This is a genomic window from Streptomyces sp. NPDC001492 (assembly GCF_053597275.1).
Genome location: NZ_JBSFHW010000024.1, coordinates 128663 through 142521, shown reverse-complemented (window position 1 = coordinate 142521; position 13859 = coordinate 128663). Strand labels below are relative to the sequence as shown.

General features: G+C 69.9%; 12 protein-coding genes and 1 pseudogene. 9 read left to right on the top strand and 4 right to left on the bottom strand.

The genetic code is table 11. The annotated features are described in order from the left end of the window. Positions 1-92: 92 nt before the first annotated feature. Positions 93-287, bottom strand: coding sequence for a hypothetical protein (locus tag ACWC1K_RS28870; RefSeq protein ID WP_450835586.1), 195 nt, complete (start codon positions 285-287; stop codon positions 93-95). Between the two features lie 608 nt (positions 288-895). Here ACWC1K_RS28870 and ACWC1K_RS28865 point away from each other — a divergent pair. Continuing rightward, the gene (locus ACWC1K_RS28865) at positions 896-2599 is read left to right on the top strand and encodes an RNA polymerase sigma factor (RefSeq protein ID WP_450835584.1); all 1704 of its coding nucleotides are present in this window, start codon (positions 896-898) and stop codon (positions 2597-2599) included. On the opposite strand, the gene ACWC1K_RS28860 is transcribed toward ACWC1K_RS28865, so the two are convergent. Beyond that, on the bottom strand, positions 2544-3290 hold the full coding sequence (locus tag ACWC1K_RS28860; RefSeq protein WP_450835582.1) for a glycerophosphodiester phosphodiesterase: 747 nt from the start codon (positions 3288-3290) through the stop codon (positions 2544-2546). The two genes, ACWC1K_RS28865 and ACWC1K_RS28860, sit on opposite strands and share 56 nt — an antisense overlap. A gap of 34 nt (positions 3291-3324) precedes the next feature. Continuing rightward, positions 3325-4502: pseudogene (locus tag ACWC1K_RS28855) on the bottom strand (adenosine deaminase). A 42-nt stretch (positions 4503-4544) separates the two neighbouring features. On the opposite strand from ACWC1K_RS28855, the gene ACWC1K_RS28850 reads away from it, so the two are divergent. Continuing rightward, positions 4545-5276 (top strand): DUF4190 domain-containing protein, encoded by a 732-nt coding sequence (locus ACWC1K_RS28850; protein ID WP_450835580.1) that lies wholly within the window; start codon positions 4545-4547, stop codon positions 5274-5276. A 40-nt stretch (positions 5277-5316) separates the two neighbouring features. Here ACWC1K_RS28850 and ACWC1K_RS28845 read toward each other — a convergent pair whose 3' ends face one another. Next, positions 5317-5883, bottom strand: a complete 567-nt coding sequence (locus ACWC1K_RS28845) for an NADAR family protein (RefSeq protein ID WP_450835578.1) — start codon at positions 5881-5883, stop codon at positions 5317-5319. A gap of 211 nt (positions 5884-6094) precedes the next feature. Here ACWC1K_RS28845 and ACWC1K_RS28840 point away from each other — a divergent pair, with 211 nt between their 5' ends. The 7 genes from ACWC1K_RS28840 to ACWC1K_RS28810 all read left to right on the top strand — a co-directional run bounded on the left by ACWC1K_RS28840 (position 6095) and on the right by ACWC1K_RS28810 (position 13843). Then, entirely contained in the window at positions 6095-7630 is a 1536-nt protein-coding gene (locus tag ACWC1K_RS28840; protein ID WP_450835576.1) for a gamma-aminobutyraldehyde dehydrogenase, read from the top strand. Between the two features lie 51 nt (positions 7631-7681). Next, positions 7682-8929 carry an ABC transporter substrate-binding protein gene (locus ACWC1K_RS28835; RefSeq protein WP_450835574.1) on the top strand — a complete coding sequence of 416 codons (1248 nt, stop codon included), beginning with the start codon at positions 7682-7684 and terminating at the stop codon, positions 8927-8929. A 5-nt stretch (positions 8930-8934) separates the two neighbouring features. Next, the gene (locus ACWC1K_RS28830; protein WP_450835572.1) at positions 8935-10080 is read left to right on the top strand and encodes an ABC transporter ATP-binding protein; all 1146 of its coding nucleotides are present in this window, start codon (positions 8935-8937) and stop codon (positions 10078-10080) included. Further along, a complete protein-coding gene (locus ACWC1K_RS28825; protein ID WP_450835570.1) occupies positions 10080-11009 on the top strand; it encodes an ABC transporter permease in 930 nt (309 codons plus the stop codon). Before ACWC1K_RS28830 ends, ACWC1K_RS28825 begins: the two co-directional genes overlap by 1 nt. After that, positions 11010-11810, top strand: coding sequence for an ABC transporter permease (locus ACWC1K_RS28820; RefSeq protein WP_450835569.1), 801 nt, complete (start codon positions 11010-11012; stop codon positions 11808-11810). It abuts the gene before it with no gap. Between the two features lie 29 nt (positions 11811-11839). Further along, positions 11840-13258 (top strand): NAD(P)/FAD-dependent oxidoreductase, encoded by a 1419-nt coding sequence (locus tag ACWC1K_RS28815; protein ID WP_450835568.1) that lies wholly within the window; start codon positions 11840-11842, stop codon positions 13256-13258. 132 nt (positions 13259-13390) lie between these two features. Further along, positions 13391-13843: a hypothetical protein gene (locus ACWC1K_RS28810; protein ID WP_450835566.1), complete on the top strand. Its 453-nt coding sequence runs from the start codon at positions 13391-13393 to the stop codon at positions 13841-13843. The last annotated feature ends 16 nt before the right edge of the window (positions 13844-13859 follow it).

The window sequence follows — 13859 nt, the reverse complement described above, 5'->3', positions numbered from 1 at the left end:
CCTCGGTTCGCTCCGCGACCCGGACAGCTTCCGGTCCTGGCTGATGGCGATCGCCTGCGCCGCCAAGTGGCAGCGCAGGCGATCCGGGTGGGTCAGCAGGTGAACGCGCGTTGCGGGGAGCCGGCGGTCAAGGGCTGCTCGCTGTCGACCACGAGGACGTGGAGGTCGCCCCACTCATAGCTGTACCAGCGCTGGTTGTTCGGCGCCCAGAGGTTCCGCGCTGCCGCGCCGTCGCCGTCGTACTCCTTGTTGCCGTTCGCCGGGACGAAGGTCCGGGTACGAAGCACGGGTCCGTACTCTTCTCGCTTTGAGGTTCGTCGGCGCCGACGGTCCCGATGGGGGGTCCTGCCGCTGGGTGACCACGTCGACCGGGGCCGAGCGCGGCGACTCGACCCCGGCGGACACGGTCGAGACCTCGTAGCGGTATGCCGTCGTCGCTGTCAGCCCGGCGGTAGACCCGGTAGGTATCGGCCCCTGTGACGGCAGCGTCGCAGCCGCAGGCGGCCCTCCCGTCCCGGCGTGCTGGGGCAGCCGGATCCTCTGGAACAGCGCCTCACTTGACCTGTGCACCACCGGTCTTCCGACCAGGGCCGTGATCAACAGGCATAGCGTGACCATCAAATGGCCCGTAATCGCCCAGTTGTAACGAAATCAGCGCATTTCGGACCATTGCACCGGGGGGAACCTGATCCCGCCGGAAACCTCGCCCGCGGCGTCCTGCCCTCCCGCCGCGGGCGAGGCGGGTCTTCCTCCGCGAAAAACTGTTATCGGGAGCGCCTTCACCTCGTCTCCCATTCCGTCCCCCACTTCCCCCACGTACAGGAGCCCCCATGCCTGTGATCTGCGACATAGCCAACACCACGGGTATGGCTGAGAAGGTGCCTGTGAGCGGCGAGTGACGGTGGAGAGGACGTACGTGGAAGAGGGGCCCGGGCGGCAGTGGCGCTCCACCATCGCGGCAGCACAGGCCGGTGACCGGCAGGCATTGGACGAGCTCGTCGCGGGCTGGCTTCCGCTGGTCTACAACGTCGTCGGGCGGGCTCTGAACGGTCATGCCGACGTCGACGACGTCGTCCAGGAGACCATGCTGCGCGCCGTCGACAACCTCGGTTCGCTCCGCGACCCGGACAGCTTCCGGTCCTGGCTGATGGCGATCGCCATGCGGCAGATACGGGACCGGGCGCGCCGCAGGTCGCCTCAGAAGCTGGATGAGAGCGCCGCCCGGGAGGCCGCCGACTTCGCCGAACTCACCGTGCTGCGGCTCCAGTTGGAGGGGCAGCGGCGCGAGGTCGCGGAGGCGGTGCGCTGGCTGGACGACGAGGACCGGCAGCTGCTGTCGCTGTGGTGGCTGGAGGTCGCCGGGGAGCTGACCCGGCGCGAGCTGGCCGCGGCCGTCGGCATCAGCCGGCAGCACGCCGCCGTCCGCGTCCAGCGGATGAAGGAGCGCCTGGAGACCTCCCGCGGGATCGTGCGCGCCCTGGACGGGGCGTGCCCGCAGCTGCGGGAGCTCACCGGGCGCTGGGACGGGCGGCCCGACTCGGTCTGGCGCAAGCGGCTGGCCCGGCACATCAGGGGCTGCGCCTACTGCGGCGACCCTCACGAGTCCGTCGTACCGGCGGAGCGGCTCCTGGCCGGGATCGCGCTCGTACCGGTCCCGGTCGGATTCACGCTCTCGCTGGCCTTCGGCGGCAAGACCGCCGTGGCCACCACCTCCGTCGGCTGGTCCGCCAAAGTGCTCGGCGTCCTGACCAAGCCCGCCGTCGCCGTCACGGCGAGCGCGACCATCGTCGCGGGCGGCGCCTATGTCGTCACACAGATCCCGCAGACCCCACCCTCGCGCGCGTCCAGCACGCCCACGGCGTCGAGCACCCACCGCCCGCCGCCCGCGTCGGCCTCACCCACGCCCTCGCCCACGCCCTCCCGGTCGCAGTCCCCGTCCCCCTCGCCTTCGGTGACGAAGCAGAAGGCCGAGCTCTACGGCAGCGTCGTCGACGCCGTCGACAAGGCGCCCGCCCCGGGCACCCGGCCCGCCGCCCTGCCGCACCGGCCCGCGTCCGGCATCACCAGCACCGGCGGCGCGCACGCCATGATGACCCACCGCGGCGACGGCGTGACGCTCACCGGCCAGGGCTATGTCCTGGTCCGCTGGCAGCTCGAACCGCAGTACCGGCCCGGCAACCTGGTCCCGCCGACCTGGACCGGCCTGAAGGGCAGGCTCTTCCATGTGGCCTCGGGCGGCGGCCGCCGTATGGACGACCGCGTCAGCAGCACCGACCCCACGGCCACCGGCATGGGCAGCAGGGCGACCGGCTTCGACGTCCTGCCGCCCGGCACCCAGCAGATGTGGCAGAACGAGTACTTCTACGTCGACGGTCGCGTCACCCTCACCGTGAACGAACGCGGCGCCGACTACAACCTGTTCGTCTCCCCGACCACCTGGGACGCGGCGGAGAACGACGTCACGACCGGCCCGGGCCGGGACGCGATCCGCTACGGCCTGGTCCGTGACACCGGCAAGGACGACACCCCCGTCCCGCAGTACGTCACCCGTGCGACCCCGTCCGATCCGGCGACGGTACCCCAGCACTCACGGGTGTAGCCGGTCGGCCGCCGTCCCGGAGGGCACGGAGGACGTCCACACGGTTGGTCGTGACCGAGTCGACGCCGAAGCCGATGAGGCGGCGCATGGAGCGGCGGGTGTCCGGGGTCCAGACGGACAGCAGATACCCCTCGTGGTGGACACGGGCGGCCAGGTCGCGGTCCACCAGGGAGAAGCGGTAGTTGAGCCAGCGCGGCTTCACCGCCGCGAGCAGCGCGGGGCGCGGCGGCGCCACGCTCGTGCAGGTCAGGGCGATCTCGGCGGACGTGTCGGCGGCGCGGACGGCGAGCATCGCGGTGGCGTCGGCGGTGTAGTAGACGCGGTCGGCCGCCCCCGCCTCCCGTACGGCGTCCACGATGCGGCGCGCCGCCCGCTCGTCCCGCAGCCCCGGGAGGTCCAGCATCAGCCGGGTGCCGTCGGTGGCGGCCAGCGCCTGAGCGAGCGTCGGCACCCCGCCGTCGGTGAGACCGCGCAGCTCGGCCGCGGACAGCGAGCGCAGCGGCCGCTCGTGCTTCCACATCCGTTTCAGCGTCTCGTCGTGCAGCAGCACGGGGACGCCGTCCTTGGTCAGCCGCACGTCGATCTCGACCGCGTCCGCGCCCTGTCGCAGCGCGGAACGCAGTGAGTCGATCGTGTTCTCGCGGACGCGGTAGGGGTCGCCGCGATGGGCCACGGCGGTCACGTTCTGCATGGCCCCATTGTGGAGGTCCGCCTGCTGGAGGGCGTCAGGGGGCGAGCCAGGCCGAGGTGTAGGAGTCGATCTCGTCCCGGATCCCGGCCTTGCCGGGCTCGTCGAGGAAGGAGGCGTCGACGGCGCTCTTGGCGAGCGCGGCGATGTCCTCCGCGTCGAGGTTGAGCAGGCGCGCGGCGACGGCGTACTCGTTGTTGAGGTCGGTGCCGAACATCGGCGGATCGTCGGAGTTGATCGTGACGACGATCCCGGCCTTCACGAACTCCTTGATCGGGTGCTCGTCGAGGCTGCGGACCGCGCGCGTGGCGATGTTGGAGGTCGGGCAGACCTCCAGCGGGATCCGGTGCTCGGCGAGGTGGGCGAGGAGCTTCGGGTCCTGGAAGGAGTTCGTGCCGTGCCCGATGCGCTCGGCCCGCAGATGGGTGAGCGCGTCCCACACCGTCTGCGGGCCGGTGGTCTCGCCGGCGTGCGGCACGGAGCGCAGCCCGGCGGCGATCGCCCGGTCGAAATACGGCTTGAACTGCGGCCGCTCCACCCCGATCTCGGGCCCGCCGAGCCCGAACGACACCAGGCCCTCCGGCCGCAGCCGGTCGTCGGTGGCGAGCCGCGTCGTCTCCTCGGCGGCCTCGAGACCGGCCTCGCCGGGGATGTCGAAGCACCAGCGCAGCACCGTCCCGAACTCGGCCTCCGCCGCCTTGCGGGCGTCCTCGATGGCGTCCATGAAGGCGCGCTCGTCGATGTTGCGGCGGGTCGAGGACCACGGGGTGACGGTCAGCTCCGCGTAGCGCACCTGCTGCCGGGCCAGATCCCGGGCCACCTCGTACGTCAGCAGCCGTACGTCCTCCGGGGTGCGGATGAGGTCCACGACGGAGAGATAGACCTCGATGAAGTGGGCGAAGTCCGTGAAGGTGAAGTAGTCGACCAGGGCCTCGGGGTCGGTGGGCACCTTGGAGTCGGGGTGCCGGGCGGCGAGCTCCGAGACGATCCGGGGGGAGGCGGAGCCGACGTGGTGCACATGCAGTTCGGCCTTGGGCAGTCCGGCGATGAAGGCGTGCAGGTCGCGCGGAGCGGCGGCGAAAGCGCCCAGGTGCTGGGTCAAGGGTTCCTCCCCGGAACGGCGCCCCGGGGCGGCTCGGCCGGGCGGGGCGCGGGTGATCGGCTGATCGGTGGGTCGGGATCATCGTAGGCCGGGCGGCAAAGCCGCCGGGACAAGGCTTTACGATGGCGTGACGATCGAACGAGGGGGACGGGGACGTGGGGGACCAGACACAGCCGCGCGGGGGCGCAGGAGCGGAACACGACCCGTGGGCGCCGCCGGAGCGCAAGACGTCGCTGGAGAAGGGCGGGCAGCAGCCCGCACCCGAGCAGCCCCCGGTGCAGCCGCCTCAGGTACATGACCAGGCCACGGTGACGTCCGTGCCGTCCGACGGCTTCGCCCCGCCCGCATTCGGCGCCCCCGGCTACGCCCCGCCCGGCGCGCCCCCCGCCCCCGGCGGCTGGTCCGAGTCCGCCGTACCGCCCCCGCCGATAGCGCCCACCGGCCCCGGCCCCGGCGTCGGCCCGCAGGGCCCGGCGGCACCCGGCGGATACGGCTACCCCGCCTACCCGCAGGGCTACGGCTGGCCCGGTATGCAGCCGTACCCGCAGAACGGCATGGGCACCGCGGCGCTGGTGCTGGGCATCCTGTCCTGCTGCATGTTCTGCATCTACGGCATCGTCTCCGTCGTCCTCGGTGTCCTCGCGGTGGTCTTCGGTATCAAGGGGAAGCAGCGGGCGGACCGTGGCGAGGCCAACAACCGCGGTCAGGCCCAGGCGGGCTTCATCACGGGCATCGTCGGCATCGTCCTCGGCATCGCCACGATCGCCCTGCTGGTCTTCGCGATCGTGGCAACCGTGCACGACGAGAGGAACAACGACAACGTCGACGACGGCCCCTCCTACAACTCCGCCCCCAGGGTGGCGGCACCGCTGGTGGCCGGCGGCTGACGCCGGCCGCGCGACCCGCGCCGCGCGGGCGGGCCGCTCACTACTCCCGCAACCGCTCCCGCGCCGCCATCAGCGCGAACCCCAATAGATTCGGCCCGCGCCACCGCTCCGGATCGGCCGCGGCCTCGTCGTCCGCCGCAAGGCCGATGCCCCACACCCGGTCCACGGGGCTCGCCTCGACGAGCACCCGGTCCCCGGTGTTCACCAGGAACTCCCGCAGATCCGCGTGGGCGGCGAACTTGTGGACGCTGCCGTCCACCACGATCCCGAAGCGCTCGCGCTCCCATATCTCCTCGTCGAAGCCGCGCACGAGCCGCCCCGCCTTCTTGGCCTGCGAGGGGTGCCCGGCCGCGAGAATCCGGCGCTCGGCCTCCGCGTCGGAGAACAGCCGTGCCTTGGCGGCCATCATCCAGTGCTCCGCCGTCCCATACGTGACCCCGTCGACCGTGAACGGCGACGGCCACCACTGACTCAGACAGCTCTGCCCCACCCTGCCGTCAGCCCGCGCGCGGTGCCCCCAGAAATGCAGGTACTTCACCTTCTCGCCCTCGCGGACCGCCTTGACCAGTGCTTCCCGCGAGTCGATCCGCCCCGTGATCCTTTCCATGCATGCGAGTCTCGCAGCCACCACTGACACTCCGTCCCCCCTTTTCCGGGCTCACTCGACACCTGGTCGACAGATTCCGTCGCGTAACCGAAAGGCAACAACGGAATCCCTTGTAGGAGTGCCATAGCTCTGTCAGGATCGGCACTCAAATCGAGCTGGAGCTACGCCACCCGCCCCCCGGATCCGCGGGGCGACGGCGGAGGAGAGCGACATGCAGAACCCGGGCACCGCCACCCCGGAACGATTCCCCGCACAGGACCGCCTCGCGGACGGCGCGCAGTTCGTCGCGGGCCGCCTGACGAAGGGCACCTCCGGCCGTACGCACGCGGTCGTCGACCCGGCGACGGGCGAGGAGGTGTACACCTACGAACTGGCCGGCCCCGACGACGTCGACGCGGCCGTGGCCGCCGCGCGCGAGGCCTTCCCCGGCTGGGCCGCCGCCACCCCCGGCGAGCGCTCCGACGCGCTGCACCGCTTCGCCGCCGTACTCGCCGACCGCGCCGAGGAATTCGCCCGCGCGGAGAGCCTGCAGTGCGGCAAGCCGCTGAAGCTGACCCGCGAGTTCGACGTCCCGGGCACCATCGACAACACCGCCTTCTTCGCGGGCGCCGCCCGGCATCTGCAGGGGCAGTCGGCCGGCGAGTACTCCGGGGATCACACGTCGTACGTGCGACGGGAGCCCATCGGGGTCATCGGGTCCATCGCGCCCTGGAACTACCCCCTCCAGATGGCCGCGTGGAAGATCCTCCCGGCGATCGCCGCGGGCAACACGATCGTGCTGAAGCCCGCCGAGCTCACCCCGCTCACCTCACTGCTGTTCGCGCAGGCCGCCACCGATGCCGGAATCCCGGACGGTGTCATCAACATCGTCACCGGTACCGGCAAGGAGGCCGGTGAGCGTCTCGTCGGCCATCCCGACGTGGCCATGACCTCCTTCACCGGCTCCACCGCCGTCGGCAAGCGGGTGGCCGAGATCGCCACCGCCACCGTCAAGCGCCTCCACCTGGAGCTCGGCGGAAAGGCTCCCTTCGTCGTGTTCGACGACGCTGATCTGGAGGCCGCCGTCCACGGCGCGGTCGCGGGCGCGCTCATCAACACCGGGCAGGACTGCACGGCCGCCACGCGCGCGTACGTGCAGCGCCCGCTCTACGAGGCGTTCGTCGAGCGGACCGCCGCCCTGATGGAGGCCGTCCGGCTCGGCGATCCCTTCGCCGCCGGCACCGACCTCGGCCCGCTGATCTCGCACGTCCAGCGCGACCGCGTCGCCGGTTTCGTCGACCGGGCGCGCTCCTACGCGCGCGTGGTGACCGGCGGCGAGGCTCCCAAGGGCGAGCTCGAGCACGGCGCCTACTACCGGCCCACCCTGGTGGCGGACGCCGCCCAGGACAGCGAGATCGTCCAGTCGGAGATCTTCGGACCGGTTCTGGTGGTCCTGCCCTTCGACAGCGATGACGATGGAATCAGGCTCGCCAACGACACCCCGTACGGCCTCGCCGCCTCCGCCTGGAGCCGCGACGTCTACCGGGCGAACCGCGCCACTCGCGAGATCAAGGCGGGGTGTGTGTGGATCAACGACCACATCCCGATCATCAGCGAGATGCCGCACGGCGGATACAAGGCATCCGGCTTCGGCAAGGACATGTCCGCGTATTCGTTCGAGGAGTACACGCAGATCAAGCACGTCATGTTCGACAACACGGCGGTGGCCAGGAAGGACTGGCACCGCACCGTCTTCGGGGACCGCTAGCCGAACCGGCCGCACGACCGGCGGCCACACTCCCGAAAGGGCACCACGCGCATGGAGCAGTACGAGCCCGACCGCCCGACCCCGGCCGTGGCGGCCGCGATACGGCGCAGTCTGAGCAACGGCCGGGCGGCGATGACCCGGCGGTCCCTGATGCGCGCCTCCGCGGGCGGCGCACTCACCGTCGGCGGCCTCGCGGCGCTGAGCGGCTGCGGGATTCCCGCCGCGGGCAAGACACAGGGCGGCGTGTCCGCCGACGACCACTCGGCGAAGGAGAAGGTGATCAACTTCTCCAACTGGACCGAGTACATGGACGTGGACGACAGCGGCAAGCACCACCCGACGCTGGACGCGTTCCGCAAACGGACCGGCATCACGGTCAAGTACACCGAGGACATCAACGACAACGACGAGTTCTTCGGCAAGATCCAGCCGCAGCTCGCCGCGGGCCAGGACACCGGGCGCGACCTCATCGTGCTCACCGACTGGCTGGCCGCCCGCATGATCCGCCTCGGCTACGTCCAGAAACTGGACGCGTCCAACCTGCCGCACGCCTACGCAAACCTCTCGGAGCAGTTCCGCAGCCCCGACTGGGACCCGGGGCGCGCCTACTCGTACGTGTGGCAGGGCATCTCGACCGTCATCGCGTACAACAAGAAGGCGCTCGACGGCGTCGAGGTGAAGTCGATCTCCGACCTGCTCGACAACCCCAAGCTGAAGGGCCGGGTCGGCTTCCTGACCGAGATGCGCGACAGCGTCGGCATGACGATGCTCGACATGGGCAAGGACCCGGCGAAGTTCACCGACGACGACTACGACGCGGTGATCGCCCGCCTCCAGAAAGCCGTCGACAAGGGCCAGATCCGCCGCTTCACGGGCAACGACTACACGTCCGACCTCACCAAGGGCGACTTCGCCGCCTGTGTCGCCTGGGGCGGCGACGTCGTCCAGCTGCAGGCGGACAACCCGGACGTCGGCTACGTCATCCCCGACAGCGGCTACATGACGTCGACCGACAACCTGCTGATCCCCAACAGGGCACGCCACAAGACCAACGCCGAGCGGCTCATCGACTACTACTACGAGCCGGAGCCGGCCGCCGAACTCGCCGCGTACATCAACTACGTGAGCCCGGTCGCGGACGTGAAACCGTACCTTGCCAAGATCGACAAGTCGGCGGCGAGCAACCCGCTGATCCTCCCCGACCAGGCCATGCAGGCGAAGTCCCACGCCTTCCGCTCGTTGAGCTCGAAGGAAGAGACGGCCTACCAGCAGAAGTTCGCGAAGCTCACAGGGGCGTGACGAAGATGACGACAGACCACAGCGGCGACGTCCGCCTCTCGGGCATCAGCAAGACCTACGGCTCCTTCACCGCCGTACACCCGCTCGACCTGACCGTGCCGCAGGGCTCCTTCTTCGCCCTGCTCGGCGCCTCCGGCTGCGGCAAGACCACCACCCTGCGCATGATCGCCGGCCTGGAGGAGCCCTCCGGCGGCACCGTCCACCTGGGCGACCAGGAGGTCACGCATCTGCCGCCGTACAAGCGGCCGGTGAACACGGTCTTCCAGTCCTACGCCCTCTTCCCGCACCTCGACATCTTCGAGAACGTCGCCTTCGGTCTGCGCCGCCGCGGCATCAAGAGCGTGAAGAAGCAGGTCGAGGACATGCTGGAGCTGGTCCAGCTCGGCGAGCAGGCGCGCAAGAAGCCGCACCAGCTCTCCGGCGGCCAGCAGCAGCGCGTGGCCGTGGCCCGCGCCCTGATCAACCACCCCAAGGTGCTCCTGCTCGACGAGCCCCTCGGCGCCCTCGACCTCAAGCTGCGCCGCCAGATGCAGCTGGAGCTCAAGCGCATCCAGACCGAGGTCGGCATCACCTTCATCCATGTCACGCACGACCAGGAGGAGGCCATGACCATGGCCGACACGGTCGCCGTGATGAACGCGGGCCGCGTCGAGCAGCTCGGCTCGCCCACCGACCTCTACGAGAACCCGAACACCACCTTCGTCGCCAACTTCCTCGGCACCTCCAACCTCATCGAGGCCGAGGTCGACACCAAGAACGGCGACGACATCGTCCTCAAGGCGGGCGGCGGCAAGCTGGTCCTGCCCGAGGCGCGATGTTCCGCACCCACGACGACCGGCGGCAAGGTCCTGGTCGGCGTCCGCCCCGAGAAGATCTCCCTCACCCACGCCGACGACGCGGGCGAGATCGCCGAGGGCCGCAACCGGATCACCGGCAGGATCGCCGACTCCTCGTTCATCGGCGTCTCCACTCAGTACGTCATCGACAGCCCCGTCTGCCCCGAGTTCGAGGTCTACGCCCAGAACATCGACCGCGACGCCCGGCTGGTGCCCGGCGCCGAGGTCGTCCTGCACTGGAACCCGGCCCACACCTTCGGCCTCGACGCGGCCCAGGACATCGACGCCGGCATCGAGGAAGAGGCGACGGCCTGATGACGACCCTCACCGAGGCGCCGCCGCCTCTCTCCTCGACCGCCCCCGAGAAGAAGCCCCCGCGCAAACGGGGCCGCCTGGTGCCGTACTGGCTTCTGCTGCCCGGCATCCTCTGGCTGATCGTCTTCTTCGCGCTGCCGATGATCTACCAGGCCTCCACGTCCGTGCAGACGGGCTCCCTGGAGGAGGGCTACAAGGTCACCTGGCACTTCGCCACCTACTGGGACGCGCTGTCCGAGTACTGGCCGCAGTTCCTGCGCTCGGTGCTGTACGCGGCCGCGGCCACGGTGCTGTGTCTGCTGCTGGGCTACCCGCTGGCGTATCTGATCGCCTTCCGCGCGGGCCGCTGGCGGAACCTGATCATGGTGCTGGTGATCGCGCCCTTCTTCACCAGCTTCCTGATCCGCACCCTCGCCTGGAAGACGATCCTCGCGGACAGCGGCCCGGTGGTGAGCACCCTCCACACGCTGCACGTCCTGGACGTCACCAACTGGCTCGGCTGGACCTCCGGCGACCGCGTCCTCGCCACCCCGCTCGCGGTGGTCTGCGGACTGACGTACAACTTCCTGCCGTTCATGATCCTGCCGCTCTACACCTCGCTGGAGCGCATCGACGGGCGGCTGCACGAGGCCGCCGGCGACCTGTACGCCAAGCCCTGGACCACCTTCCGCAAGGTCACCTTCCCGCTGTCGATGCCCGGCGTGGTCTCCGGCACGCTGCTGACCTTCATCCCGGCGGCCGGCGACTACGTCAACGCCGAACTGCTCGGCTCGACCGACACCCGCATGATCGGAAACGTCATCCAGACCCAGTTCCTGCGCATTCTGGACTATCCGACGGCGGCGGCCCTCTCCTTCATCCTCATGGCCGGGATTCTCCTCATGGTCACCCTCTACATTCGCAAGTCCGGGACGGAGGATCTGGTTTAAATGTCCGTCCTCAACTGGCTCAAGCGCCATCTCGTCGTCATCGCGGGACTGCTGACACTCGGATATCTTCTGCTTCCGAACGTCATTGTCACGGTGTTCTCCTTCAACAAACCGAAGGGGCGCTTCAACTACCAGTGGCAGCAGTTCTCCACGGACGCCTGGAAGGATCCGTGCGGTGTCGCCGACATGTGCGGCTCGCTGTCGATCAGCCTCCAGATCGCCCTCTGGGCGACGATCGGCGCCACCGTCCTCGGCACGATGATCGCCTTCGCGCTGGTCCGCTACCGCTTCCGCGCGCGGTCCGCGGTGAACTCGCTGATCTTCCTGCCGATGGCGATGCCCGAGGTCGTCATGGCGGCCTCGCTGCTCACCCTGTTCCTCAACCTGGGTGCCCAGCTGGGCTTCTGGACGATCCTCATCGCCCACATCATGTTCTGCCTCAGCTTCGTCGTCGTCGCCGTGAAGGCGCGCGTGATGTCCATGGACCCGCGCCTGGAGCAGGCCGCACAGGACCTCTACGCCGGACCGGCGCAGACCTTCCTGCGCGTCACCCTGCCCATCGCGGCCCCCGGCATCGCCGCCGGTGCGCTGCTGTCCTTCGCGCTGTCCTTCGACGATTTCATCATCACCAATTTCAACGCGGGCTCGACCGTCACCTTCCCCATGTTCGTCTGGGGCTCGGCACAGCGCGGCACGCCCGTTCAGATCAATGTCATCGGTACGACGATGTTCCTCGTCGCCGTATTGTTGGTCCTTTCCTCGATGCTCATCGGAAATCGCCGCAACAAGCAAAAGGCGTAAGCGCAGAAACCCTGTAGGGAGTTGAAATCATGGCCCCAAGCGCCATGAACCGCTGGACGAAATCTCTCTCCGACGCACAGCCGGTCCCGTACTGGCTCGAAGACCCCGGCAAGCCCCACCCCGAGCCCGCCCTCACCGGCGCCGAGACCTGCGATCTGCTGGTCGTCGGCGGTGGCTACAGCGGACTGTGGACCGCGCTCATCGCCAAGGAGCGCGACCCCGCACGGGATGTCGTCCTGCTGGAAGGCCGCGAGGCGGGCTGGGCCGCCTCGGGCCGCAACGGCGGCTTCTGCGCCGCCTCCCTCACCCACGGCCTGCCCAACGGCCTGACCCGCTGGCCGGACGAGATCCACAAGCTCCAGGAGCTGGGCGCCCGCAACCTCGACGAGATCGAGAAGGCGGTCGCCCGCCACTCCCTCGACTGCGACTTCGAGCGCACCGGCGAGATCGACGTCGCCACCGAGACCTACCAGGCGTGGGAACTGCGCGACTGGTACGAGGAGATGGAGCGCCAGGGCCTCGCCGAGGGCGTCGAGTTCCTGGACGCGGAAGCGGTACGGGAACAAGTCGACTCCCCGACGTTCCAGGCAGGCCTCTGGGACCGTCGAGGCGTCGCCATGCTCCACCCGGCGAAGCTGGCCTGGGGCCTCAAGCGCGCCTGCCTCGCCCTCGGCGTCCGCATCTACGAGCACACCCCCGCCCTCACCCTGAAGCCGTACGGCGCGGGCATGGCCGTACGCACCCCCTACGGCTCCGTCCGCGCCCGCAAGGTCGCCCTCGGCACCAACATCTTCCCGAACCTGATCAAGCGCGTACGGGCCTACACCGTCCCGGTCTACGACTACGCGCTGATGACCGAGCCGCTCAGCGAGGAGCAGCTGACGTCGATCGGCTGGAAGAACCGCCAGGGCCTCGGGGACAGCGCCAACCAGTTCCACTACTTCCGGCTGTCCGCCGACAACCGCATCCTGTGGGGCGGTTACGACGCGGTCCACCACTACGGCGGCCGGGTGCGCCGCGAGTACGACGACCGTCCGGAGACGTACGCCAAGCTGGCCGGGCACTTCTTCACCTGCTTCCCGCAGCTGGAGGGTGTCCGCTTCACGCACGCGTGGGGCGGCGCCATCGACACCTGCTCGCGTTTCTCGGCGTTCTTCGGCACCGCGCACCACGGCAACGTCGCCTACGCGGCCGGCTACACGGGCCTCGGTGTGGGAGCCACCCGCTTCGGCGCCGAGGTGATGCTGGACCTGCTGGCGGGGGAGAGCACGGAGCGGACCTCGCTGGAGATGGTCCGCAGGAAGCCGCTGCCCTTCCCGCCCGAGCCCTTCGCCTGGACCGGCATCGCACTCACCAAGTGGTCCCTGGCCCGCGCGGACGCACACGGCGGCCGCCGCAACCTCTGGTTGCGCACGATGGACCGGCTCGGGCTCGGGTTCGACAGCTGAGCGGCACCCGATCCGCGGCGATTGTGATCCAGCTCACTTAAACAGGCAGGGAAAACCCGCGTAATGCCTGCCGGGATACCTCCCTCTCTCCCGTGACGCGACCAGCGTCCAGGAGAGACAGGAGGTCTCCTCATGGCTGGGGCGAAAACGGCGGTCGAGTGGCTGGCGTCCGTTGCTCCGGATCCCGAGGCCTGCCGCTGGGAGTGGGAGCGCAATCCCCTGGGGATCGCGCTGCTGCCCGCGGGCAAGGCGTGGGACGTACTCATCCTTCCGGCCGGGCTCGGCTATGCCACGCTCGACGTCCTCACCCGCTTCCTCGACCGGCCGGGTCCGGTCCTCGTCGACTTCGGGGACGCCCGCATGGGCTTCCTCGTGCCACCGGGCACCGCGGCCCGCTGGCTGGGCACCGGCATTCGTACGGCAGGGGCCGGCACCTGGATCGTGGTGCCGTACCCGGGCCGCTCGACCGGCGGCGTCCGCTGGCTGGTCCCGCCCGACGGCTCGGGCACCCTCACGGATCCCGCACTCCTCGAACTGGCGATGCACGAGGCGGCTGCGGGCCTGGCGCGCGAGGAGGACAGCTGACGGGCCACTGATGGCC